At 50.2% G+C, this 23,425-nt stretch carries 23 protein-coding genes; 6 read left to right on the forward strand and 17 right to left on the reverse strand.

Annotated features, from left to right (window positions below; genetic code table 11):
* Nucleotides 1-39 precede the first annotated feature (39 nt).
* Genes JK216_RS07710 through purU form a run of 6 tightly spaced genes read right to left on the reverse strand, consistent with a single transcriptional unit; the run spans nucleotide 40 to nucleotide 6,898 of the window.
* Entirely contained in the window at nucleotides 40-624 is a 585-nt protein-coding gene (locus tag JK216_RS07710; RefSeq protein WP_212707497.1) for a sarcosine oxidase subunit gamma family protein, read from the reverse strand.
* Nucleotides 624-3,542: a 2Fe-2S iron-sulfur cluster-binding protein gene (locus tag JK216_RS07715; protein ID WP_212710278.1), complete on the reverse strand. Its 2,919-nt coding sequence runs from the start codon at nucleotides 3,540-3,542 to the stop codon at nucleotides 624-626. Before JK216_RS07715 ends, JK216_RS07710 begins: the two co-directional genes overlap by 1 nt.
* On the reverse strand, nucleotides 3,539-3,856 hold the full coding sequence (locus JK216_RS07720; protein WP_212707499.1) for a sarcosine oxidase subunit delta: 318 nt from the start codon (nucleotides 3,854-3,856) through the stop codon (nucleotides 3,539-3,541). Before JK216_RS07720 ends, JK216_RS07715 begins: the two co-directional genes overlap by 4 nt.
* An 11-nt stretch (nucleotides 3,857-3,867) precedes the next feature.
* A complete protein-coding gene (locus JK216_RS07725; RefSeq protein WP_212711431.1) occupies nucleotides 3,868-5,109 on the reverse strand; it encodes an FAD-dependent oxidoreductase in 1,242 nt (413 codons plus the stop codon).
* A gap of 14 nt (nucleotides 5,110-5,123) precedes the next feature.
* Nucleotides 5,124-6,035 carry a bifunctional methylenetetrahydrofolate dehydrogenase/methenyltetrahydrofolate cyclohydrolase FolD gene (folD, locus tag JK216_RS07730; RefSeq protein ID WP_212711430.1) on the reverse strand — a complete coding sequence of 304 codons (912 nt, stop codon included), beginning with the start codon at nucleotides 6,033-6,035 and terminating at the stop codon, nucleotides 5,124-5,126.
* On the reverse strand, nucleotides 6,035-6,898 hold the full coding sequence (gene purU, locus JK216_RS07735; protein WP_212707502.1) for a formyltetrahydrofolate deformylase: 864 nt from the start codon (nucleotides 6,896-6,898) through the stop codon (nucleotides 6,035-6,037). Before purU ends, folD begins: the two co-directional genes overlap by 1 nt.
* A gap of 541 nt (nucleotides 6,899-7,439) precedes the next feature.
* Here purU and glnT point away from each other — a divergent pair.
* The 5 genes from glnT to JK216_RS07760 all read left to right on the forward strand — a co-directional run bounded on the left by glnT (nucleotide 7,440) and on the right by JK216_RS07760 (nucleotide 13,110).
* Nucleotides 7,440-8,774 (forward strand): type III glutamate--ammonia ligase, encoded by a 1,335-nt coding sequence (gene glnT, locus JK216_RS07740; RefSeq protein WP_212707503.1) that lies wholly within the window; start codon nucleotides 7,440-7,442, stop codon nucleotides 8,772-8,774.
* A gap of 29 nt (nucleotides 8,775-8,803) precedes the next feature.
* Entirely contained in the window at nucleotides 8,804-9,724 is a 921-nt protein-coding gene (locus JK216_RS07745; RefSeq protein WP_212707504.1) for a glutamine amidotransferase family protein, read from the forward strand.
* A gap of 2 nt (nucleotides 9,725-9,726) precedes the next feature.
* Nucleotides 9,727-10,407, forward strand: a complete 681-nt coding sequence (locus tag JK216_RS07750; protein WP_212707505.1) for a protein glxC — start codon at nucleotides 9,727-9,729, stop codon at nucleotides 10,405-10,407.
* 14 nt (nucleotides 10,408-10,421) lie between these two features.
* Nucleotides 10,422-11,747: an FMN-binding glutamate synthase family protein gene (locus tag JK216_RS07755; RefSeq protein WP_212707506.1), complete on the forward strand. Its 1,326-nt coding sequence runs from the start codon at nucleotides 10,422-10,424 to the stop codon at nucleotides 11,745-11,747.
* Between the two features lie 64 nt (nucleotides 11,748-11,811).
* Nucleotides 11,812-13,110 (forward strand): ammonium transporter, encoded by a 1,299-nt coding sequence (locus JK216_RS07760; RefSeq protein ID WP_249213043.1) that lies wholly within the window; start codon nucleotides 11,812-11,814, stop codon nucleotides 13,108-13,110.
* A gap of 86 nt (nucleotides 13,111-13,196) precedes the next feature.
* Here JK216_RS07760 and JK216_RS07765 read toward each other — a convergent pair whose 3' ends face one another.
* Complete coding sequence (locus JK216_RS07765; RefSeq protein WP_212710280.1) at nucleotides 13,197-13,556, reverse strand: helix-turn-helix domain-containing protein; 360 nt, start codon at nucleotides 13,554-13,556, stop codon at nucleotides 13,197-13,199.
* An 80-nt stretch (nucleotides 13,557-13,636) separates the two neighbouring features.
* Here JK216_RS07765 and JK216_RS07770 point away from each other — a divergent pair, with 80 nt between their 5' ends.
* The gene (locus JK216_RS07770; protein WP_212711429.1) at nucleotides 13,637-14,617 is read left to right on the forward strand and encodes an NAD(P)-dependent alcohol dehydrogenase; all 981 of its coding nucleotides are present in this window, start codon (nucleotides 13,637-13,639) and stop codon (nucleotides 14,615-14,617) included.
* A 136-nt stretch (nucleotides 14,618-14,753) separates the two neighbouring features.
* On the opposite strand, the gene JK216_RS07775 is transcribed toward JK216_RS07770, so the two are convergent.
* The 10 genes from JK216_RS07775 to pilO2 all read right to left on the reverse strand — a co-directional run bounded on the left by JK216_RS07775 (nucleotide 14,754) and on the right by pilO2 (nucleotide 23,424).
* On the reverse strand, nucleotides 14,754-15,359 hold the full coding sequence (locus JK216_RS07775) for a hypothetical protein (RefSeq protein WP_212707509.1): 606 nt from the start codon (nucleotides 15,357-15,359) through the stop codon (nucleotides 14,754-14,756).
* Nucleotides 15,360-15,374: 15 nt separating this feature from the next.
* A complete protein-coding gene (locus tag JK216_RS07780) occupies nucleotides 15,375-15,893 on the reverse strand; it encodes a hypothetical protein (RefSeq protein WP_212707510.1) in 519 nt (172 codons plus the stop codon).
* Between the two features lie 81 nt (nucleotides 15,894-15,974).
* Nucleotides 15,975-17,390 (reverse strand): shufflon system plasmid conjugative transfer pilus tip adhesin PilV, encoded by a 1,416-nt coding sequence (gene pilV / locus JK216_RS07785; protein ID WP_212711428.1) that lies wholly within the window; start codon nucleotides 17,388-17,390, stop codon nucleotides 15,975-15,977.
* A 7-nt stretch (nucleotides 17,391-17,397) separates the two neighbouring features.
* Entirely contained in the window at nucleotides 17,398-18,012 is a 615-nt protein-coding gene (locus JK216_RS07790) for a prepilin peptidase (protein ID WP_212707512.1), read from the reverse strand.
* Nucleotides 18,012-18,479, reverse strand: coding sequence for a lytic transglycosylase domain-containing protein (locus JK216_RS07795; protein ID WP_212707513.1), 468 nt, complete (start codon nucleotides 18,477-18,479; stop codon nucleotides 18,012-18,014). The genes JK216_RS07790 and JK216_RS07795 overlap by 1 nt, the downstream gene beginning before the upstream one ends.
* A gap of 4 nt (nucleotides 18,480-18,483) precedes the next feature.
* Entirely contained in the window at nucleotides 18,484-19,065 is a 582-nt protein-coding gene (locus tag JK216_RS07800; protein ID WP_212707514.1) for a type 4 pilus major pilin, read from the reverse strand.
* 14 nt (nucleotides 19,066-19,079) lie between these two features.
* Nucleotides 19,080-20,162, reverse strand: a complete 1,083-nt coding sequence (locus JK216_RS07805) for a type II secretion system F family protein (protein WP_212711427.1) — start codon at nucleotides 20,160-20,162, stop codon at nucleotides 19,080-19,082.
* On the reverse strand, nucleotides 20,159-21,646 hold the full coding sequence (locus tag JK216_RS07810) for an ATPase, T2SS/T4P/T4SS family (protein ID WP_249213042.1): 1,488 nt from the start codon (nucleotides 21,644-21,646) through the stop codon (nucleotides 20,159-20,161). Before JK216_RS07810 ends, JK216_RS07805 begins: the two co-directional genes overlap by 4 nt.
* Nucleotides 21,639-22,169, reverse strand: coding sequence for a type IV pilus biogenesis protein PilP (gene pilP, locus JK216_RS07815; RefSeq protein WP_212707516.1), 531 nt, complete (start codon nucleotides 22,167-22,169; stop codon nucleotides 21,639-21,641). The genes JK216_RS07810 and pilP overlap by 8 nt, the downstream gene beginning before the upstream one ends.
* The gene (gene pilO2 / locus JK216_RS07820; protein ID WP_212711426.1) at nucleotides 22,156-23,424 is read right to left on the reverse strand and encodes a type 4b pilus protein PilO2; all 1,269 of its coding nucleotides are present in this window, start codon (nucleotides 23,422-23,424) and stop codon (nucleotides 22,156-22,158) included. The genes pilP and pilO2 overlap by 14 nt, the downstream gene beginning before the upstream one ends.
* Between the last annotated feature and the right edge of the window lies 1 nt (nucleotide 23,425).

Here is a 23,425-nt window from a genome sequence, read left to right on the forward strand (position 1 = left end):
TCCGGGCGAATGCCCGGTGATAGGGATGTAAAATAAGGCTTAGTCACTAAACTCCGATACTGCATCCGTCAGTACATCACGGAAGTAAGCTGCCATAGAAGTATCAGTCAGTAGCCAGAACTGTGGCAATTCTGACCTTGTCACATTAATCACAATAGCGCTGGCACGGGCAACCGAAGTCTGCACCACCGCCCCCGCAGGAAAGTTGTCCCGTGACAAATCTACGGCACAAAGTTTTGCCATCATTTCAGGCAGGAAACTGCCTGAAAGTGCAATACAGGCGTGGGTATCCTGTCGCGGTAACAGGTAACAGGACAGTTCGCTGAGTACCCATGTCTGTGCCTGGTGAGCAATCCGCTGGCTACTCTGCTGATCTGATGAAAGTAACAGATATTCAGTCGGTGAAAGACGGGCCACCAGACAGCCATCATCCTGCCAGACAGCCTGGTTAGCCGTATCCGGCAATGTAAAACCGCGCTGTTTCAGATAATAGTCGGCATGCCGGCCACGAAATCCGGCCCTGCTATAATGGCTGAAATCATCTATACCTGCTGTAAGGTACCCGCCCTCCTGCACCAAATGGTCGAGCGGACCTGCAGCGATTGCCTGTATCGTTTGCATCATTAAAGCTCCTGTCGCTGATTTTCAGCATCATAAAAGGGCACTTTTACCACCCTGGCTGATACCTCTTTACCGCCCTCAGTGCGAATCGTGATCCTTTCTCCGGCGGATGCCTTATCTGCTGATGCATAGGACATGCCAATTATTGCGTTCAGGGTGGGTGAATATTCACATGAAGTGATATTGCCGGTGATCCTGTCGCCTTCAACGACCAGATGCCCCTCCAGCGGCTGAGGTGACCCGGCAGGTAAGCTGAAAGCCACCAGTTTGCGCACCGGCGTCTGTGATTCCAGAATATCTATCGCACGGCGACCAATAAATTCAGGCTTATTGCGGTTAACCGCCCATCCCATATTGATCTCTGCCGGATGGCTCATTCCGTCCGTATCCTGCCCGATAATTACATGACCTTTTTCAAGTCTCAGCAAGCGTTGAGCTTCAACGCCGAATGGCCGGATATTCAGTTCCTTACCTGCTTCTGCTAATGCATCCCAGAGCGCCTGACCGTAACGGGACGGCACATGGATTTCATAACCCAGTTCGCCGACAAAACCGACCCGCAACAGCCTGGCCGGGATCCCTGCCACATGCCCTTCCCTGCATGCAAGATAGGGAAAAGCCGCAGCAGAGAGGTCGATATCTGTACATATTTTTTCCAGCACCTGTCGCGAATTCGGGCCGGCAAGATTTACCGCAGCCAGAGCTGAGGTCACATTGGTGATATCAACATCCAGTCGCCAGCGGATATTCCATTGCAGCATTGACTGATAGACCCTTGCTACACCACTGGTGGTCGCGGTTACATAAAAATGCTGCTCTCCCAGTCGACAGGCCACACCATCATCAATAACCACTCCCTGCTCATTAGTTAGTAATGCATACCGGGTACGCCCGACCGGTTGTTTGATAAAAGCAAAGGTATACATACGGTTAAGAAATTCAGCCGCATCCGGCCCGCGTAACTCAATGCCTCCCAGGGTCGTCACATCTATCATGCCCACATTGTTACGTACATTCAGGGCTTCTGCCTGTACTGCAGAAGCTTTGTCCCTGAGGGTCTCCGTCCGGTACCAGCCGGGTCTCAGCCAGTTACCCGCAGGCATCATCTGCGCCTGTAACGCCAGATGGCGCTGGTGCATCGGTGTGACACGCCACGGGTCAAAATGTCGTCCGGCAAGATGAGATAAACTTTCTGCGTTCAGCGGTGGCCGTGCTGTCGTAATCCCTGTTTCGCTGACACTACGCCGGGTGGATTTTGCCACCAGCCGGGCCGTCGGCAGGGCCGAATGACGTCCCTGTGAAGGACCCATTCCGACGGTTGAAAAACGTTTTACCAGCTGAACATCCCGGTAACCATGACGGGTGGCATTCACGATATCCCTGATTTGCAGATCTTCATCAAAATCAACGAACTCTTTACCTTTTGGATGGGGAAAAATCGGCCATGGATAATTAATCTGTGGTTTCTCTCCCCCCGCTGCCGCAGGAAGACCGGCCTGCGCCTGAGTAAAGCCGAGTTGCTGTAAGGCTCGATGACCGGCAGTAACCCCATCCCGCAGAACCTCTCCCAGAGAATGCCAGCCATTAATCGACCCCGCAGTGAACATTCCTCCGGGCAATCCACTCAGGGAAAAACTGGCAGTCGCATCGTCATAACTCAGTTTGCCACCTGCCTGACAGGGCAACTGCCAGGCGGGCATATAACCGGCAGACATACAGAGTAAATCGCAATCAATATTTTTCCCTGCTTCCGCCACACTGCCCTCACCGGTGATGACCCGCACTTCCGCGCCTGACACTGCTCCGCTGATGCGATCTTTATACGCTTCATACACAGTAGCATTGGTAATAATCTCAGTACCGGCCGATCTCACACGGCTGACCACCGCCGATTCCGCGACTTCAGCCCGCATATCTACAATTGCTGCAACCTCTACCCCCTGTTCAGCGAGGGTCAGAGCAGCAAAATATGCATCATCGTTGCCTGTCAGTAATACCGCCCGCTGGCCCGGTTTCACCCCGTAGTGAGACATCAGACGCAGCGCTGCACTGGTAAGCATCACCCCCGGTAAATCATTATTCCGAAAAATAACTGGCTGATCGTACGCTCCGGCCGCCACTACCACACTGCCGGCACGGACTTTATACATCCGCTGCCCCTGGATTACGGGCAGATAATGATCAGTAAACCAGCCATTACAGGTGGCATTTTTCAGTAACCGGATACGCGGATGTTCGTCAATACGGCGGGAAAGAGAGTGTAAGACCTGTTCACTTTGGTCCGCATCGGTAGAAAACCGTGACCATGTCAGAGAACCGCCGATAATCGGCTGCTGCTCTGCAATAATGACCCGCGCTCCGTTATCTGCCGCGGTCAGTGCCGCCTGTATCCCTGCCGGTCCGGCCCCGACAACCATCAGATCACAAAATAAATAAGCCTTATCATAATAACCGGGAGTGGCTTGTAAATTGAGCACCCCGAGCCCCGCTTTCCTGCGGATCAACGGTTCCCAGCGTTTCCACATCCCTGCCGGTTTATAAAAAGCCCGGTAATAAAAACCGACCGGCATAAAACGGGAAAACATTTCAATACGCTGGTCACGGTCATGGTCAAGAGAGCCCTTATAGTTCTGTCCTCTGACCTTTAACCCGTTTGTCACTTTACGGATATCTGCCAGTACATTAGGTTCGTCAGGCAATTGCACGAGGGTATTGGCATCTTCTCCGGCCATGCTCAGTATTCCGCGAGGACGGTGATATTTAAACGATCGGGAAAGCACTTTTCGCCCGGAGGCCATCACGGCACTGGCGATAGTATCGCCATAAAAACCGCTGATTGTTTCCCCTTCAAACGTAAAGTCCAGCGGGCTATTACGTTCGATCAGTCGTCCCATCGGGGCGGAAAGACGGGCTTTTTTCATACAACCACCTCCGGATCCTGCCGGATGCTGGCCGGCAGATCATTACTGTGCGGGTTAGGAAAAATTTCACTGGCATCAAAAGTACGGATAATCTCGTCCGTCAGTGTGTTGCGTTGCGCCAAAAACCAGTAACCGGAAGGAGCATGGAACCACCACTCCGTCACGATACCTGCGCTGTTATCCTCATAAAAGACATAATCAGCCCACTGGCGATCGCTGCAACTTAACTGTTCTGGCAGGGTCTTTAATTCACCGCCATAGACGAATTCACTGATATTGCGCGGCCCATTCAGCGGGCAAAACATAATTTTCATCCTGCACTCCTTTAATGGCTGGCCGCAGTGGCGCCCATTTCGTTAACCTGAGTAAACCTGGCGAAACGCTCCAGCCGGAATGGCTCTATCAGTGCCGGCGTTTTCCCGCCGCTGGCGATCATCTCAGCCATGGTTTTGCCGCAAATAGGCGTTGCTTTGAACCCCCAGGTGCCCCATCCCGCATCAAGGTAATAATTCTGTACCGGGCTTTCCCCCATAATAGGACTGTAGTCGGGAGTCATATCAGTGATCCCTGCCCATTGCCGCATAAGCCGTGCTTTAGCAAGGAACGGAAACATCTCAATACCATGAGCGATCAGACTCTCTTTGAGATCCAGGGTAGATCGGGTGCTGTACAACGGATAAGGATCGGATCCTCCGCCAAACACCACCTCCCCCCGGCTGGTTTGCTGAACATAGCAATGTAATGCTGAAGAGCTGACCAACGGGTCGAGGAAAGGTTTTACCGGCTGGGTGACCATCGCCTGTAAGGGGTATGACACCACAGGTAACCGGAAACCGGCTTTTGCTGCCAGCAGAGAACTATGCCCCGCTACCGCCTGTACCGCACAACCACATCCGATGGTGCCGCGGTTAGTTTTGACTGCCGTAATACGCCCGCCTGTAATCACCAGATCTTCTGCACTCGTCATCTGATGAATTTCCACCCCGCGTTTTGCCGCCTCTTTCGCGTAACCCCAGGCAACAGCATCGTGGCGGGCAGTTGCCCCGTCGATATGCCATAGACCCGCCAGTACCGGTAAATTCGCAGGGTCCAGATTTAACGTCGGTACCAGTTCCTTAATCTGCTGGCGATCTAACATCTCTGTCCGGCCACCAAAATGTTTGTTGACCTCTGCCCGCTGACGGAACGCACGCACAGTACTGTCGGTATGCGCCAGAGTCAGTTGTCCCCTTTCTGAATACATAATATTGAAATCGAACTCACCAGAGAGGTTACGGAACAGCCTGACCGACTCGCTGTAAAATTTTACGCCTTCAGAGGTCAGGTAATTAGAACGAATAACCGCTGTATTACGGGCTGTATTGCCTCCCGCCAGATAGCCTTTTTCCAGTACCGCAACATTAGTAATACCGTGATACTTCGCCAGGTAGTAAGCAATAGCAAGACCATGCCCTCCCCCGCCGATAATCACCACATCATAGTGTGGTTTCAGATCCTTCGGTGCCGGGAGATCGACTTCAGCAGGATAAGCTGATGACAAGCCGTACTTTAATAATGCGAATGGCATAATGAACTCCTTACTTAGCCAGGCTGGCTTAGTACTGCCTGTTGTGTTTGTAATTCAGCGGCTAACACGGTGTTCTGCATCAGGCAGGCAATAGTCATCGGGCCTACGCCGCCAGGTACAGGAGTGATCGCTCCGGCGACCATGCTGACGCTGTCATAATCGACATCGCCGATCAGTCGGGTACTGCCATCAGCAAGGGTAATACGGTTAATTCCCACATCAATAACCAATGCTCCTGGCTTGATCCAGCTGGCTTCTATCATCTGTGGCTGTCCGACTGCAGCAATCAGAATATCCGCCTGGCGGGCAAGCTGTGCCGCATTCTGGCTACGGGAATGTAAGGTGGTCACTGAACAGTGGGCGTGCAGTAACAAGCTGGCCATAGGTTTTCCGACAATATTTGAACGCCCGACCACCACAGCATGTTTTCCGGTCAAATCACCGCCATACTCCTGTAATAGTAATAAGCAGCCCAATGGGGTACAGGGCGTTATCACCCGTTGTCCCTGCAACAATCCACCGGCATTTTGCGGATGAAAACCGTCAACATCTTTTAGCGGTGAAATGGCGCGGACAATCGCAGCTTCATTAATACCTTTCGGTAATGGTAGCTGTACCAGAATACCGTGGACCTGAAGGTCTTTATTCAGACCCTCAATCGTGGACAGTAATTCAGCCTCCGTTAACTGGCTGTCAAAACATAATTCGACAGACTTTATTCCGGTCTTTTCTGCAATATGTAATTTATTGCGGACATAGATCTGACTGGCAGCATCATCTCCGACAAGAATAACGGCAAGGCACGGATAAACTCCCCGTTTTTTTAACTCATCAACCTCCCTGCGGGTATTCTCCAGTAAGGATTCAGCACTTTTTTTTCCATCAATTTTTTTAGCAACAGCCTGAGAGTTTAATAAAGTCGACATCAGAAAATCACCGTTTTATTTTCATCAAGGAAAATGCGATGTTCAGTGTGATATTTCACCGCACGGGCAAGAGCAATTGTCTCGGTATTTCGGCCTGCGACCACCAGATCATTTGGCCGGTAGGTGTGATCTACCCGCTGCACTTCCTGATCAATAATCGGCCCTTCATCAAGGTCTGAAGTGACATAATGCGCCGTTGCACCAATCAGTTTTACCCCACGCTGATAGGCCTGGTGATAAGGTGAAGCCCCTTTAAAACCCGGCAGAAATGAATGATGGATATTTATCGCCTTACCGGCCAGTTTTTTGCATAAACTATCACTGAGAATTTGCATATAACGGGCAAGAACAACCAGTTCAGTCTGCGTTTCCTCAACGATATTTAATAGCTCAGCTTCCTGTTGTGGTTTATTTTCTTTGTTTACAGGAAGATAAACAAAACGGATCCCTTCACGTTCAGCCATTGGACGTAAATCAAGATGATTTGAAACTATCGCGGTAATATTTATGTTTAGCTCACCTTTATTTCTTCGGTAGAGAAGATCTGTCAGGCAGTGGTCAAACTTACTGACCATTAATACGACCCGCATTGGTTTCGCCGTATCAAAAATATCCCATTTCATATTCAGTTTTTCTGCTACAACAGAAAAACCAGGTTTAATACTTTCAATATCGGCACTGACATCATTATCAAAACGGAAACGGGCACGTAAAAAAAGATGGCCGAGATGCTCGTCATCAAACTGAGATAACTCACTGATATAACATTTACTTTCACTCAGGAAACCGGTAACGGCTGAAATAATTCCCGAGTTAGCCGGACAGGTTGCGGTAATGATAAAATCACTGACTGTCGAAGACATAGTAACTCCGATTATATGAAAGGTTAGCTTTATATATAAATAAAAAAAGAACCATGATCAAACAATAGTCACTCGCAGATTCTTATGTAACAGATTTAATTCATATCATCATCCTTGTCCAGTAAGTTTTTAAAAACAGTCCATTTAATTTTTAAAGAAACTCATTATTCAAATATGAAAATCGCTTTTCATATATAAATACTTATCCGCTGAACTTTTATTAGTGAAAATAACTTCACTGTATGAAAAAAAGTGCCCTGAAATAAGTCACCATTTTGGTGAAACAGATTACTCCGCAATTCATCACTGCTAATAGAATTTTAAAATAATCATCAGTTATACGCCGATCAGGCGAGCCTGGAATAAGAAATACCAAAACAAATAACAAAAAATCAATATGTTATAAAAAATACTCCCTGTATCACCGGTTTTGGCACAGCTTCTGCATTTTCCTGTCAGTGAAAAAATATTCCTGACGGGAATGTATCCTGGCCCACGTATCCCAGAGACGTGCCCAATGTCATCGTTTTAAGAGGTAGTTATGTCACCTGAACAAGCTATGCAGTTTTTACAGGACAATAATGTGCGATACCTCCTCGCTCAGTTTGTTGATATTCATGGTGCGGCAAAAACGAAATCTGTACCCGCAAAATGCCTGATGGATGTGGTCGAAAAAGGGGCCGGTTTTGCCGGATTCGCAATATCAGGAATGGGGATGCAGCCTAACGGACCTGACTTTAGTGCTCGGGGTGATCTGACGACATTATCTCTGGTGCCCTGGCAGCCGGGCTACGCCCGTATTGTCTGCAATGGTTATGTGAATAATCAGCCACACAATTGTGATAGCCGTGTGGTTCTTCTGAAACAGGTGGCACGATTACAGGAAAAAGGCTGGGTACTGAACAGCGGCCTGGAACCGGAATTCTCTCTGTTCAGGCGGGGGGAAAACGGCGAAATTTTACCTGCTGACAATAGCGATACGCTGGCGAAACCCTGCTACGACTATAAAGGACTGTCCAGGGTCAGACCGTTTCTGGAGAAGCTGACCGAGTCATTACAGGGGGCCGGATTCGATGTCTATCAGATTGACCATGAAGACGCCAATGGGCAGTTCGAAATAAATTATACCTACAGCGATGCATTAACCTCGGCAGACCGTTTCACCTTTGTCCGTATGGCTGCCGCTGAAATTGCTTATGCGCAAAATTTACTCTGTTCTTTTATGCCAAAACCTTTCGCGGATCGACCGGGTAACGGGATGCACTTCCATCTGTCGATGTCTGACCATCAGGGAAATAATATTTTTTATGACCCGAACGATCCCCGCGGACTGGGTTTATCAAAAATGGCCTATCACTTTATGGCCGGTATGCTACATCACGCAAAAGCCCTGTGCGCTTTTGCCGCCCCTACCGTTAACTCCTACAAACGTTTAACCGGCGGAGGATCGGCAACCGGTGCTACCTGGGCACCGGTATTTATTACCTATGGCGATAATAATCGCTCCGCCATGATACGCATTCCTCATGGCCGCCTTGAATTACGGTTGCCAGATACGGGAGCAAATCCTTATTTAGTGCATGCGGCGATCATTGCAGCCGGACTGGATGGCGTGGCTCGTCAACTCGATCCGGGTAAAGGCCAGAGTGGAAATCTTTATGCTTTCACTCCGCAGGAGTGCCGGCGTGAAGGGATTGAACTGCTGCCGCAGAATCTGAAAGAAGCTCTCGATGAACTGGAGCGCGATGAAATCCTTCGGGAAAGCATGGGGCCGGAAATTGTCGATGAATTTATCAAGGTCAAACGCCAGGAATGGCACGAGTATCACCGTCATGTTAGCGAGTGGGAAACACGCCGCTACCTTGAATTCTTTTAATTGTAACGCCGAAAAGTAAAGGAAATCCTATGTGTGGAATTGTCGGTCTCTACTTTAAAAATGCTTCCCTCGAACAACAGCTCGGCAAACTCTTTCGTCCGATGCTGATTTCGATGACTGAACGTGGCTGTGATAGTGCAGGGTTTGCCATCTACGGTGATGAATATGACGGTGGCATAAAACTGACCCTGCGTTCTGATAATCCGGACTTTGACTGGAACAGCCTGGCTGATCGTCTGGCAACCGAGTTTGGGGCGCTGGATGGCTGGTTCCGTAATAACAGTGTTGCTGTCTTTAAATTACCGGCCAGCGAATCACAGGCATTATCCTGGCTGGCACTGCATGCACCGGAAGCAGACGTACTTAGCGCCGGACACAGTATCGAAATACTGAAAGGCGTCGGTTTACCTGCCGAAGTTGCTGATAAATATTCTCTGGAACAGATGAAAGGCAGCCATGCTATCGGTCATACCCGACTTGCGACTGAAAGTGCCGTAACCATTGAAGGCAGTCATCCTTTTTCTACCGGGATGGATCTCTGTCTGGTGCATAACGGCTCACTTTCCAACCATAACCGGTTACGAGAAAAACTGAAACGTGAAGGGATCCACTTCAAAACTGAGAACGATTCTGAAGTTGCTGCCGGTTATTTAGCATGGCGCTTATCACAAGGTGATTCACTGAAAACCTCCCTTGAACATGCCCTGAAAGATCTTGATGGCTTTTTCACATTCACTATTGGTACCCGTGACGGATTTGCAGTACTGCGTGATCCGATCGCCTGCAAGCCGGCCGTGATTGCCGAAACAGATGATTATGTGGCAATGGCATCAGAGTACCGTGCACTGGCCAACTTGCCGGGAATTAAAGATGCCAGAGTCTGGGAACCTGAACCGGCAAAACTGTATGTATGGGAACGTGGCGTGACACAGTCTGAAGGAGCGGTATAACAATGAAAACTTACGATTTAACTCAGGGTGTACGTGAACTCAATCAGGCTCTGCATGATGCAGACTGCACAGCAGAAACCAAACAGTGGCAGGTCATTAACCCCGATGGTGCGCACAATATCGCCTGCGGCGTAAATGCTGATGTCAGTATTAATATCGATGGTCATGCCGGTTATTACTGTGCCGGGATGAATCAGCAAGCATCCGTCACAATTAATGGTAATGCCGGTGTCGGACTCGCAGAAAACATCATGTCAGGTACTGTCCGGGTGAAAGGAGATGCTTCCCAATCGGCGGGAGCTACCGGCAATGGCGGTCTGCTGATTATTGAAGGAAATGCGGCTGCACGATGTGGTATTTCCATGAAAGGTATCGATATTGTCGTTAAAGGTAATATTGGTCCAATGAGTGCATTTATGGCCCAGGCAGGATGCCTGGTCGTGTGTGGTGATGCGGGAGAAGCTCTGGGGGATTCCCTGTATGAAGCCCGTATTTATGTAAAAGGAAAAGTCGCGTCTCTGGGCGCTGATTGTGTACAGAAAGAGATGCGGCCGGAACATATTGAAGAGCTGGGGCTGTTATTACAACAGGCAGGGTTTGATGAATCACCCACGCTATTCACCCGCTATGGATCAGCACGGCAACTCTACAATTTTAAAGTGGATAACGCGTCCGCGTACTAATAAAGGAACATAATATGACTGATAAATATAATCCGGCGTTACGCGAATCCGCCACCTATAACCGTACCGTCATTGCAGAAATTCAGCGGGCCGCAGAAACCGGAATTTATGATATTCGCGGCTGGGGGGCCAAACGCAAGGTCCCGCACTTCGATGACTTGCTATTCCTCGGGGCCAGTATGTCCCGCTATCCCCTGGAAGGTTATCGCGAAAAATGCAGTACCGAAGTCGTACTGGGAAGCCGTTATGCTAAAAAACCGCTGGTGATCAGCACCCCGGTAACTATCGCAGGCATGAGCTTCGGTGCTCTGTCAGCGCAGGCTAAAGAAGCGCTGGGCCGTGGCGCTTCAGCGGTAGGTACTTCAACCACCACCGGAGACGGTGGTATGACAGCAGAAGAGCGTGGTCAGTCCAGTAAACTGGTATATCAGTACCTTCCGTCACGTTATGGCATGAACCCTGATGATCTGCGTAAAGCCGATGCGATTGAAGTTGTTTTGGGTCAGGGTGCAAAACCGGGCGGCGGCGGGATGTTGCTGGGACAGAAAATATCAGAACGTGTGGCAAAAATGCGTTGTCTGCCGCAAGGCATTGACCAGCGTAGTGCCTGCCGCCACCCGGACTGGACCGGCCCGGATGACCTGGCAATCAAAATTGCCGAACTGCGGGAAATTACTGACTGGCAGGTACCCATTTATGTCAAAGTCGGCGCAACACGTACCTACTATGATGTCAAGCTGGCAGTTCAGGCCGGCGCAGACGTTGTAGTCGTGGACGGTATGCAAGGGGGGACTGCAGCAACCCAGGATGTGTTTATTGAGCATGTAGGTATTCCTACGATGGCTGCGATACCTCAGGCAGTACAGGCATTACAGGAACTGGGGATGCATCGTGAAGTGCAGCTGATTATCTCGGGCGGGATCCGTAATGGCGCCGATGTTGCAAAAGCTATTGCCCTCGGTGCCGATGCTGTTGCTATTGGGACGGCCGCATTGATTGCACTCGGTGATAATAACCCGCGTTATGCCGAAGAGTACCAGCAACTCGGTTCTGCCGCCGGCTTTTATGATGACTTCCAGGAGGGCAAAGATCCGGCAGGGATTACCACCCAGGATCCGACACTGAGCCAGAGACTCGATCCGATCATTGCCGGAAAAAAACTGGCTAACTACCTGCGGGTGCTGACTCTTGAGGCACAAACCCTCGCCAGAGCCTGCGGTAAATCGCACCTGCATAACCTGGAACCTGAAGACCTTGTCGCGCTGAATGTTGAGGCTGCAGCCATGGCACGGGTTCCTCTGGCCGGAACACACTGGATCCCCGGCCAGCAATATAAATAACCCCGCTTCCTGTTACGGGCCTCAGTGACAGAGGCCCGTTAATCTGTCACTACTGAGGTACCTCATGAAACAAACAATGCTGCTGGCGTTGCCGGTTTTACTGTGCAGTTTTCCGGTATTCGCTGCACCTGTATTAAACAGTGGTGATACAGCGTTTATGTTTATCACGGCCTCACTGGTATTGCTGATGACATTACCGGGACTGGCCCTGTTTTACGGCGGGATGGCACAAAGTAAAAATGTATTATCCGTATTAACGCAAGTATTTAGCGTCACGGCACTGACTGGCGTTATTTTTGTTTTGTATGGCTACAGCTTTTCATTTACCGATGGTCACTCACTAAACCCTGTAATTGGCAGTGGTCAGAAAGTTTTTCTGCGGAATATCACTACAGATTCCCTCACCGGTACCGTACCGGAATATGTTTATGTCTTCTTTATGCTGACTTTTGCTGCCATCACTCCGGCGCTAATTACCGGCGCATTTGCTGAACGGATACGCTTCTCTTCGATGCTGGTTTTTATTGCTCTGTGGGCCACTATTAACTATATCCCGCTGGCACATATGGCCTGGGGCGGCGGCTGGATCGCTGCATTGTCGGTACAGGATTTTGCCGGGGGCGATGTTGTACATATTAATTCCGGGGTAGCCGCCCTGACGGCTGCAATCATGATTGGCCGTCGTCAGCAATTTCGGACATCCGCACTGATTCCCCACAATATGACAATGACGATGACCGGCGGCTCTCTGCTGATGCTCGGCTGGCTGGGTTTTTGCGGCGGCTGTGCGCTGGCAGCTAACGGTTACAGTATGCTGGTGATTCTTAATACCCTGCTGGGCGGATTCGGAGGAGCGCTGTCCTGGATGCTTCTCGAATGGCGGATTCATAAACGTCCCGGTTTACTTGGCATTATTACCGGTGCCGTGGCGGGGATGGTCGGAATTACTCCGGCCTGCGGATATACCGGACCTGCCGGGGCAATCTGTGTCGGCTTACTGACCGCGCCTGTGTGTCTGTTTTTTATTGGCCGAATTAAACAACGTCTGAATATTGACGACGCCTTCGATGTCTTCGCTATTCATGGTATCGGCGGTATTGTCGGGGGAATACTGACCCCCGTGTTTGCCCTGACCCTTCTGGGAGGAAGCGGTTTTTCTGCCGGACGTCACCTTACGGAACAATTACTGGTGAATGTCGGAGTCATTCTGTTTACTCTCGTCTTTTCTGCACTGACCAGCTGGATTGCTTTAATGCTGGCGGCAAAAATATGCGGCGGATTGCGCACCAGCCGTGAAAACGAAACAGAAGGCCTGGATATTACAGAACACGGTGAAACCGGATATCGTTTCGGTAATAACTAGCCCACAGCCTGTCAGTGATAAGGAAAATCTTTCACTGACAGGCTATTCACTCCGCCCATAACAACAAACACACCGTGCCCGCGCTGCTATTCTGCAAATTTTTCTCCCCAGTCACGCATGCTCAGTAATACAGGTTCAAGGCTCCTTCCCAGCCTGGTCAGTGAATATTCGACACGGGGAGGGACTTCCGGATAAATTTTGCGGGTAACTATCCCATCAGCTTCCAGTTCACGCAATTGCAGTGTCATCATTCTGGGTGTGGCAGATGCTGTTCGCCTGCATAACTGGTTAAACCTTAAGGTTCCGCCAAGAAGATGGAATAAAATCACGGGCTTCCAGACACCGCCAATCACAGACAACGTAACTTCAACGGCACACCCGGTACGCTGAGGTTTCCGTATCCGTGATTTACTCACTGTTTTATTCTGCTCTTCACTATCATTCATGATACTACCTGCTTTATTTGTACGTACTTACAATAAATATATTTTCCTGTCAGGCTACTCTTTTTACAAGGAGCATCATTATGAAAGGCTATATCCTGACAGGAAATATTTCACCGGCACTTCATCTGACAGAGTTACCGGCACTGGAACCCGGCGAAGAACAGGTGCGAGTAGATATAAAAGCGGTTTCTCTGAACTACCGTGATCTGCTGGTCGCAGAGCAGACACAAGGAGATATTCCTCTTTCCGACGGAGCCGGCGTTATCAGTGCAGTTGGTTCAAAAGTCACCGGATTAAAGGTCGGTGACCGGGTGGTGATCGGTTTTATGCCCGGCTGGGCAGAAGGCGAATTTTCTGCAGAAAAGCAGGCCAGCTCCCTCGGCGGGCCGGGAGTTAATGGTGTGCTGACAGAACAGGTCAGGGTACCGGCTTCCGGTGTCACCCTTATCCCGGACAGCATGTCATTCGAACAGGCCGCCACCTTGCCGTGTGCCGGTGTCACTGCATGGTCAGCACTGTTTGAACGTCGTCCGTTGCAACCCGGGGAAACCGTCTTACTGCTGGGTACCGGAGGGGTTTCTGTGTTCGCACTTCAGCTGGCAAAACTGGCGGGAGCGCGCGTCATTATCACCTCTTCTTCCGATGAGAAACTACAACGGGCGAAAGCTCTGGGGGCGGATTACACCATCAATTATAAAACGAACCCTGCATGGGCTGATGAGGTTCTGTCACTGACCAACGGCACAGGCGCAGACTTAACAGTAGATGTTGCCGGTCCTCAGACATTAAATGACTCCCTGAAAGCGACCCGGTTTGGCGGACGTATCTCTCTGATGGGCGTACTCACCGGTTTCAGAGGTCCCATTGATACACTGTCTGTTCTTGAGAAACGTATCACACTGCAAGGGATTTATGTCGGCCCTGTCAGTACTCTCAGCTCACTGGTCAGGACCGGTATCGAGCCTTATATTGATCAGGTTTTTGACTTCTGCGAAGCAGAGTCTGCCTATACAACGCTGAGAGAGAAGAGCCATTTCGGTAAACTGGTCATTCGTATTTAGTATCCAAAGGTATAAACCGGCCGGAGCCTAATCTCCTCCGCCACGAGTAAAAAGGCGGCAACGTTATCCGCTGCCGCCTGTGTGCTCTCCGGAATATCACCAACCCGTTACGGGCCGGCTTTACCCTTCAGCCGGATTATTTATGAACGTAATAACTTGCATAACGTGACTGTTCAATATTGGCAGTCCAGCGGCCTGCAACCACATTATTATCCCAGCCATACCAGTTCGGGTAAGAGGCTGATGCAATCCCAATTGAGCAGTTAGTGGTCGGGTTATGGACATACCCCCCGCGATAGCTTCCCTGTGTCCAGCGCCGTACGACGACCTGAATCGGCTGAGCGTAATAGCCGGGAGCAACATTGATATTCCAGTTGTAGTTAGTGCTGAAACTTTGCTGATGGCTATAGTTAGCACTCACATTGAACAGACTCAATGCATCACCAATCACCGGTATTTTACTCAGATTTAAACCTACGGTGCCGCCCCACTGATAACCCGTGGTTTTGGTCTGTCCCCAGATATAAGTACAGCCAGTCACGCCGCCAGAGCCTTTCGGACATAAATACACCGGCCCGCGCCAGATCCAGTCTTCCCAGGTATTGCGATCCTGAGTCTGGGCAAAGGCTTTCGAATTACTGGTCAGTAATACATTTTCTGTATGTCCGACAAAACAGGTGGCCGCAAAACTATTCGATAGCGGAATCAGTGCCGCTAATAATGTCAGTGAAATTTTCTTCATTATTTGTCCCCTGAATTATTGGAAGATCTGGTCCGGCGTATTATCGGAACTCACAGACGACGTGGTTTTCTCGTCTGAGAATAATTCGGCAGAGTACTGGCTGGTTGTCAGCTCAACCGGCGTCATCAGATAACCATCACCTGACGGTGATGTTTTAAACATAATGGCATCTGCCGCAACTGAAGACCCGATAATCTGACTGGCTAACTGCGCGGCTTTGGTACTGCCTTTACTGCCATCGAAAATAACCTGTTTGCCATTATTTAATGCCTGAATTACCGTGTTTTTTAATGACTGGCCGGCATTCAGTGAATCACCCACTAATAAAATATCGTAATTATCGGCACTGCCTGCGGTATATTTTGTTTTAAGGTAGTTAAATACCCCGCCATTACTGTCAGACAGAGAATAATAGACCGGTGTTGTTGCTGCACTCACTGGTTCCTGAGTTGCTGACGTCTCTGCTGCCATCCCACTGCCAACAAACGTTCCTGCCAGCGAGAAAGCCAGTATGCTTTTCATCATCTTATTCATTATAAACCCCGTAGTTATAGAGAGTGATATATACTGCCAATCGTTTTATATTGAGAACACCTCCTTATATTTATTTTAAATTTACTGATAGGCTGATAATGAGAACTGACCATTACCACATCCATAAGCCTGAGCCGGGTGTGATACCACAGAAAATCCGGCGCCAGGCGGAATAGCGAAAATAACCGATGAGCTGGGTGTAATATTTTTACCCTGACTACTGTTATTCGCCACCAGAATGCCATTAACCATCGCCCGAAGATCAGAAAAGTTATAACAATATCCGTCTCCGGCCACCCGACTCAGTGACGTATTCCCGCCACTGGCTGATATCCATACCATCTCTCCGGTACCATTCACGCCCTGATATATCCCGCTACGTCCGCCAAGACTGGTCAGATGAATATTATTTTTCATAAACCCGACCCACTGGCCGTTATAGCAAATTAAAATACCGGCACTTCCGCCATTGGCAATTAATCCGTCATCACTACAGGGGGTATTCAGTGAGGCACTGCCTTTAATATCCAGATATTCCCTGGCTGTCATCCTCCCGTCAGCGGATATTTTTCCTGCCTGAATTTCTCCGGCCGTTGAAATTCCTTTGTCTTTCCAGACCCTGACCCATTGATCATCATTCATATAGAACCCGCCGTTATGGGTACTATTAATCCAGCCTTTATCTCCGCGGGTTACCAGTGAGCCGCCCACTGAGCGAATATCCGTTTCAGCGGTGATATTGCCACCACTCCATATCCCTGATTTTGCAGAAAGATTACCCGATGATACCCCGTCACTGACCGAGATATCCCGTGCTGTAATCTCGCCGGCATTACGCAACTGATGGCGAGTCAGGTCTATATCCGCATGCATCTGATTCAGCTCCGGATGTCCGGTAACGGCATAACGGTACAGTCTGTCACTTTCACTAAAAACACTATGCATAGTATCTGCAGAGAGTAATATGGCGAGGTGTCCCCGGCTTGCCGGAATTCCGGATAACGCCGTGTTTATCTGCCAGCTGCCATCAACCCCTGTTACCTGATTATCTTCACTGATATATCCCGACTCACCATGCATTAGACGTGCAATATAACGCATTCCTTTTTCACTCAGGGGGTCGCCCTGCCGCGAAAGAAGTAATCCGGTAATATTTTTATTTGTAAGATTGTCGAGGGTAAAAAAAATACTATACTGCTGTCCCTGATTATTCTTCAGAGAGATATTTTTACCCAGATAACCTTGCTGTTGTAATTGCCTGGCGGTGACTGCAACCACTTTTTCTGCCAGCAGCGACTTCTGTAAATCCGCATAATGATCTTTAAGATAATATTCTGCCGCCTCGGAAAAAATATTGGTTTGCCTGGCCGTTACCATCCACTCCTGAAGCTGTAAATAATCACTGTAACGCTGATAACCTATCGGTGCAGCAATAAGAATCAGGGCCAGTACCAGACTCAGTGAAAAAAGAGTATCTCCTCGATGTATTTTTATCATACATTTATTATATCTTTATTAAATTAATGAAACCTGTCATTGACCATAGGGCGAAAGCAACAAAAAAATATGGCGCATAGGGTAATACCCTTTTATTAATCATCAGAGCGGAAAGAAAAAGCAACAAAAAACCACTTCCGGCCACCATACATATTTCACGCCATCCCATCCAGAAACTCATTCCGCTAATAAAAAAGATATCTCCCTGGCCGATAGAGTCCTGATTTATGGACAGCGAAATTATCCTTACCAGCTGAAATGATGAAAAGAAAACCACCCAGACAATAGAGCAGTTGATTATTTTATCAGTGCCACATTGTAATAAGATGATTAATAATCCGCTCAGCGTGAAACTCATCGTAAAACGTAATGGCAGCCAGAAATTACTGATATCAATAACGGTAAATAAAATTCCCCATACTAAAAACACCCCGATCACTGGCGGGCTGGCGGGAGGTTCAGGCACCACCAGATACATACCGTAGAGTGCACTGAACATCCCCGTCACTGACAGCATCAGCGTAGCTGCGGGCTGGATCCCCTGATGTCCGCGAATAAATTGTTGTGACTGCCTGACCATCAGGATACCCGCCGGGATAAATAACAGTATGCTGCTGAGCATTAGTCCTCCTCCCGCTGTGAATACCTGATATATGTCAGATAAACCTTATGAATATAGCGCTGCCTTGCCGGATCCCGGCCCTGTAAAAAACCCGTATTATAGGTCGCCAGACAGGCCCAGTTATTGCCACAATACCTCAGGTGACGGGCCAGAATCGCGGCTCCGGTGTCAATATTCAGGCACCCGTCTTTCAGCAAATCAGCTGCCGAGGTGATCCGATGCTGGCGGATAAGCCCGGCAATATGTACCGAATTAATCTGCATTAAGCCATAATCCCTGCTGATAACCCGGCCCTGCAGGTTCCGGTTAACACCGATACGGTCAGCCACACCATGACTCTCAACCTCACTGATCGCCCTCAGTAAATTCACATTAAGATGGTAATGGCGGGCCGAACTTTCAAAACAATCGGCGGCAGTACAATGCAGGGATAACAGGGATAACACAGCAAGCAGCCAGCCTTTCATGCTGTCAGTTCGCGCTGTAAAATTCGAGACGGTTATTATCCTTACCGCCCTCTGCAGACTGGCAATCTGCTGCTGCCATCGCCGCCCCCTGACTACTGGTATAATCATGGCCGTTGACACGGATATGATCGATAAAGGTGGTACTGCCGAGTTTAGTGATCAGTGTGGTACAGGCTTCGTCAGGAACACCGTCATAGCGCAGTACAAACCCGCTATCACTCCCCTGTCCTGATACACTGTCCGGAGCCAGAGTGACACTTTTCCCCCACAGGTTATTCAGAATTGCCTGCCCGGACGATTTATCTCCCATAATCGCCATATTGCCAGGCGCACCACCAAAACGGATCAGCGCCCCGGTCATTTCCCGGTCAGAAGCGAACTGATAACTCCCTCCGACTTTCAGCATATTACGGGTATTGGTCATCAACTCACTGATATTCCCCATCTCAGTATTAGTATCATTACGGCTGAATAACCCGCTTCCCACACTGATGCCAATCACCAGAACAATAAGTGAGATAGTGATCCAGATTCCGGCTTCGAACAACGAGATAGCACCCCGATGTACCCGTGTTGCTGTAGTCATTTTTTTTCCTCTGATCATTGATGCACCGAAATAAGATTGTTCAGATCCTGGGTAGAAAGCAGAATTAAAATCATGTAGCCGGCATTCAGGCTAAGGCAGACATATCCTGTCATTGTTGCCGTTCTCTTGATCTGCTGAACTGTTTTTACCAGCCAGTCGCTGGCAAAATTCTCAATAATATTTTCCGCATTATCTGCGGCAGTCAGTACCCGTAGCTTTTTGACAGTTTCTGCTGAAGGGAAGGCATATCCCGTCGCAAAAAGCGCTGCCCCCAGATGTTTACCCTGCCAGACCTGCTGCAAAGTGGCCTCCAGCCTTTCGTACAGCCAGGGAGAAGCCCGCTGCATTAACTGCCGGAGACTCTGCTCTGTTTTTACCTGAGCACGTAATAAGGCAGAAATATTCAGCAGGAAACTGACACCCTGAATATCCCGGTACAGTTTCCACGGCAGCAGGTGATCAAGCAGATGGCAGCGTACCCGCCCTGTCAGATTAGGCAGTGACCAGATAACCCACGCCAGCAGTAAAATAGTGCCTGTGATAATGAACAATAGGTTATCGCTCAGGCCGCGGGACAGGACAGATAAAGCACGCAGTGATCCCTGCCACTGGTCTTCACTGACCAGCGCCGCCAGACGCGGAAGAAAACGATGGCTGACCAGCTGAACCATAAACAGACAAGACACCAGCAGCAGGCACGGGTAAGCCAGTGCCGAACTGCAGGCGGAACGCATCTCCTTTGTTGCTCTGGCGATGGTCATGGCACGGCGAATCGCGGCAGCAAGATCTCCGTCACTGACGCCGGTACTGAGAAGTAAAAGTTCCTGTTCCGGCACCCAGCCACGTAAACCTTTATCCAGCGACATACCGCAGGTCAGTGCTTCAGCGATGTCCTGCAGGCAGTAAACCCGAGGGCTTTTTGCCGAACGATCACTGAGGATCAGCGTATTGACGGCATCAGCCAGTTTGAACTGGTTTTCCAGTAAAAAAGCTAAATCATCGTACAGACTGATCCGGTCATTACCGGAAAAAGTTTTTAATGCCAGCTGACGGCTCAGGCGTTCACTGTGCTCATGCCACGGCAGACTCTGTTTCATTGCCCGCCACCTCCCTGCGCTATATGATCTTCATCTAAAGGACTGATCAAATCGGCTTCGAGGGGATCGGCCATCCCCTGGCGGAGATAATCTTTCAGATGGGCGGTACGGGTAATCCCCTGCTGGTGTTCCAGCCAGTAATCACGGGCTGCTGCTTTACCTTTATAGCGATACAGTTCCATAAACCGCGCATCAGGCCGGATCACCTCAGCGATCATTTTCCGGCCGACGGTACCCTGCCAGCACTCAGGACATCCGTCCGGATGACGGAAACAGAGTTTTTCTGCATCACAATGTTGCTGCAGAAATTCCCGCTGTTGTCCGGAGAGAAAGGGTAATTTTTGCTGCCAGCTCAGTTTGCAATTCGGACAAAGTACCGCAATCAGCCGCTGTGCTATCAGACCAATCACCAGCTGAGCATCGGCAATTTCGGGCAACGGCACCCGCAGGGTGTCCGTCAGTCGCTCAAGAATCCCGATAGCGTCGTTGGCGTGCAGTGTTGTTTGTACCAGATGGCCAGACTTTGCAGCACTCAGGGCCGCTCTGACCGAGTTATGATCACGGATCTCACCGATGATCATTGCGTCAGGATCCAGACGCAGCGCCGAAGAGATCCCGCGCGACCATGCCTGGCTTAGCGCTTGCGGATCGGTACGATCGGCAATTACCGGTGTCTGTACCGCACCCGGGATCATCCCTTCGGGCGGATCCTCAATCGTTAACAGTCGTTTACTCTCTAAACTCTGCTGTAGATAAAGCCGGCTGAAACAGCGCAGAGACGTACTTTTACCGGACCCCGTCGGCCCGGAAATAATAATGATCCCTTCCGGACGGCTTAGCATACGGGTAATTAATGTCTGTTGTGCTGGCAGGAATCCCAGTCCGTGCGGTGTCGGCAGTGATTCACTGTCATCAGGTAATAGACGCATAACAACATATAAGCCGAATTCAGCAGGTGTGTGGGCATAACGTGCGCCGAAAATCCCCAGTTGTCCGACAAACTCGCTGCGTAACCGGCCATCCTGAGCTCTGTTGGCATTAAAACTCTTTTCGGTCACATCGCACATAGAGAGTACGATGGTGGCCGCCAACTGCAAACCTTCTTCACGCTCCAGTTGCGCCACAGTCCGGAGCTGGCCATGGATCCGCAGCTGTACCAGGGTGACATCCTGATAGCCAATCAGCAGGTGAATATCTGACGCATTCAGCTTCACCGCCTGACGAAAATAGCTGATCACCCGTGACTGTTGCTCTGAACGGCTCATCTCCGTGGCTGCCCGGCCACTGTCCTGACTGCTCTGTAACTGGCGCAGTTGATCAAGATGCACCGGTTCAAACCGGGTCGCGGGTGCCTGACGCAGTAAGCCCGCCAGTGCCGAGGCTGTCAGAGGGTCATGGCGGTGAGCTTCAGAGAAATAGACCCTGGGTTCCTCTGCTGAATGATCGATATAGATATACGCAGAAATATCCTGGCGATTAATCATTGTTACCCCCGCTGAATGCCAGCAGCTTCGGCGCTTCCCCGGCTCTGCCGATCATCACTTGCCGGGCAGTAATGGCAATAACACGGTACTGACCGTCGGGTAAGAGTGTATTTTTTGTGACAGTCAGTGGTTGCCCGCCCGGTATCTGTAACCGGGCATTCAGCTGCTGGCGGTTACCCCAGATTTGGATCACCAGCGGTAACCCGGGCTGTTGTTCACTTTTTACCGGAACCGCTAACCGGGTACCGGCCATATTGTCCGCCACTGGCGGGTTCTCCGCCGCGGGCAAATGTTGCCCGTCTGATATTCCGGCCATTACCGGCGGCTGGTTCGCCTGCAGATATTTATCCAGCTCGCTGCGGGCCCGTGCATTTTCCAGCTTTGCCTGATTAAACAGTGTTTCTTCCTGGATTTTCTCCAGATCACCCAGAGAATATCCGTTCGCCGGATCGGCTGCCAGCGCCCGGCCGCCATATATCAAGCCGATCAGGACGCCCCGTATGCTGAAATTAATCAATTTCATATAAACGTCCTTCCACCGTGAACAATAATTTGCCTTCCGTTCTGCTGATATCCAGCCGGATAAAACTGAGGTTCTGAGCCTGCATCACAGCAGAGCTCAGTAATAAACGCGGACTTAAACCTGTCACCAGCGTAAATGTACGCACAGAATAGTGCGCAGCACCGGCAATCGTCTCGCGTTCTGACAGCTGCAATTGACTGTGGGTACGTTGTGCCAGACTCACCAGCGCCGTTAAAGATACCGTTGTCGCCGCTGCCGTGTGATGTACAGCAACAGCAGGCAGGGCAAGTTGTAACTCAGCTTCATCACCGGCACCCGGCAGGTTAAAGCGGTAAGCCTGCGGGCTAAGGCCATCTGCCGACAACCCGCGGATAAAGTCATCAATGGTGCCTGTCCCTTGCATTGAATAGCGGGCCAGTACACGTGCCGGCTCAGCAGTACAACTGACATGGCTGAGTCCCCAGTCCGCAATCATCACCGGCAGACTAACCAGATGCTGCTGGCAGGCGGCAAGCGCGTCACTGAAAGCGGGCTGATGTGCCCACGGCAGTGTCGGCTGCCCGGCGGCCTGCTGACGTTTCTGCAGCAGTAAGTAGCGTTGCGCAGCATCAATACGCTGCTGCTGTTGCCAGTTGTTCCGCCATAACAGTCCGGAAATCACCAGTGCGCAGAGCACCAGCAGCCCGCCGGCCACTCTGAGCCGGGAACGGTGACCTGACGCTTTCAGTCTGAACTTACGCGGCAGCGGCGAAGACTGTGGCAATAAATCATCAAGACACAGACCCGCGATCCCGTCTCCTTTCCCCTCCCCGCCTGGCGTACGGTATTCATGCCACTGAATATCGGGCCGGTTGAGCAGCAAAAATTGCCGGATATGCTGCCGGATCTCATCGAGACTCCCCAGACGATCGCTGAAAGGTGATAACTCCTTTCCGGCTTTGGCAATAAACCAATACAGCCCTTTTTCCAGCCGGCAGACGGCATAACTGTCGGCTGGCATTTCCCGGAGCACGATCAGTGCCAGCGGATAGCTTTTTTCCCGTCCTTTGCTGTCCGGGGAGAGTTCGATCGTTCCCAGCAGACAGCCCGGGTCTCCGGCTGCTTCCGGGGTCAGAATAACGCGGAAAATATGCGGTACATCAGGCAGTCTCTGCCGGATTTTACGCGCTCCCCGGACCGGCAGGTAACGCCACTCCAGCCCCAGCACCAGTTGCCGGCCGGCGTGCAGGATGCAATATGGTTTTATCCCCGACATC

Source organism: Tatumella sp. JGM94, assembly GCF_018257595.1.
Taxonomy (GTDB): Bacteria; Pseudomonadota; Gammaproteobacteria; order Enterobacterales; family Enterobacteriaceae; genus Tatumella; species Tatumella punctata.

What these genes read in the sequence shown, in the direction of transcription:
- JK216_RS07710 (WP_212707497.1), bottom strand. Translation starts at nt 624, where the DNA reads ATGATGCAAACGATACAGGCAATCGCTGCAGGTCCGCTCGACCATTTG.
- JK216_RS07715 (WP_212710278.1), bottom strand. Translation starts at nt 3,542, where the DNA reads ATGAAAAAAGCCCGTCTTTCCGCCCCGATGGGACGACTGATCGAACGT.
- JK216_RS07720 (WP_212707499.1), bottom strand. Translation starts at nt 3,856, where the DNA reads ATGAAAATTATGTTTTGCCCGCTGAATGGGCCGCGCAATATCAGTGAA.
- JK216_RS07725 (WP_212711431.1), bottom strand. Translation starts at nt 5,109, where the DNA reads ATGCCATTCGCATTATTAAAGTACGGCTTGTCATCAGCTTATCCTGCT.
- folD (WP_212711430.1), bottom strand. Translation starts at nt 6,035, where the DNA reads ATGTCGACTTTATTAAACTCTCAGGCTGTTGCTAAAAAAATTGATGGA.
- purU (WP_212707502.1), bottom strand. Translation starts at nt 6,898, where the DNA reads ATGTCTTCGACAGTCAGTGATTTTATCATTACCGCAACCTGTCCGGCT.
- glnT (WP_212707503.1), top strand. Translation starts at nt 7,440, where the DNA reads ATGTCACCTGAACAAGCTATGCAGTTTTTACAGGACAATAATGTGCGA.
- JK216_RS07745 (WP_212707504.1), top strand. Translation starts at nt 8,804, where the DNA reads ATGTGTGGAATTGTCGGTCTCTACTTTAAAAATGCTTCCCTCGAACAA.
- JK216_RS07750 (WP_212707505.1), top strand. Translation starts at nt 9,727, where the DNA reads ATGAAAACTTACGATTTAACTCAGGGTGTACGTGAACTCAATCAGGCT.
- JK216_RS07755 (WP_212707506.1), top strand. Translation starts at nt 10,422, where the DNA reads ATGACTGATAAATATAATCCGGCGTTACGCGAATCCGCCACCTATAAC.
- JK216_RS07760 (WP_249213043.1), top strand. Translation starts at nt 11,812, where the DNA reads ATGAAACAAACAATGCTGCTGGCGTTGCCGGTTTTACTGTGCAGTTTT.
- JK216_RS07765 (WP_212710280.1), bottom strand. Translation starts at nt 13,556, where the DNA reads ATGAATGATAGTGAAGAGCAGAATAAAACAGTGAGTAAATCACGGATA.
- JK216_RS07770 (WP_212711429.1), top strand. Translation starts at nt 13,637, where the DNA reads ATGAAAGGCTATATCCTGACAGGAAATATTTCACCGGCACTTCATCTG.
- JK216_RS07775 (WP_212707509.1), bottom strand. Translation starts at nt 15,359, where the DNA reads ATGAAGAAAATTTCACTGACATTATTAGCGGCACTGATTCCGCTATCG.
- JK216_RS07780 (WP_212707510.1), bottom strand. Translation starts at nt 15,893, where the DNA reads ATGAATAAGATGATGAAAAGCATACTGGCTTTCTCGCTGGCAGGAACG.
- pilV (WP_212711428.1), bottom strand. Translation starts at nt 17,390, where the DNA reads ATGATAAAAATACATCGAGGAGATACTCTTTTTTCACTGAGTCTGGTA.
- JK216_RS07790 (WP_212707512.1), bottom strand. Translation starts at nt 18,012, where the DNA reads ATGCTCAGCAGCATACTGTTATTTATCCCGGCGGGTATCCTGATGGTC.
- JK216_RS07795 (WP_212707513.1), bottom strand. Translation starts at nt 18,479, where the DNA reads ATGAAAGGCTGGCTGCTTGCTGTGTTATCCCTGTTATCCCTGCATTGT.
- JK216_RS07800 (WP_212707514.1), bottom strand. Translation starts at nt 19,065, where the DNA reads ATGACTACAGCAACACGGGTACATCGGGGTGCTATCTCGTTGTTCGAA.
- JK216_RS07805 (WP_212711427.1), bottom strand. Translation starts at nt 20,162, where the DNA reads ATGAAACAGAGTCTGCCGTGGCATGAGCACAGTGAACGCCTGAGCCGT.
- JK216_RS07810 (WP_249213042.1), bottom strand. Translation starts at nt 21,646, where the DNA reads ATGATTAATCGCCAGGATATTTCTGCGTATATCTATATCGATCATTCA.
- pilP (WP_212707516.1), bottom strand. Translation starts at nt 22,169, where the DNA reads ATGAAATTGATTAATTTCAGCATACGGGGCGTCCTGATCGGCTTGATA.
- pilO2 (WP_212711426.1), bottom strand. Translation starts at nt 23,424, where the DNA reads ATGTCGGGGATAAAACCATATTGCATCCTGCACGCCGGCCGGCAACTG.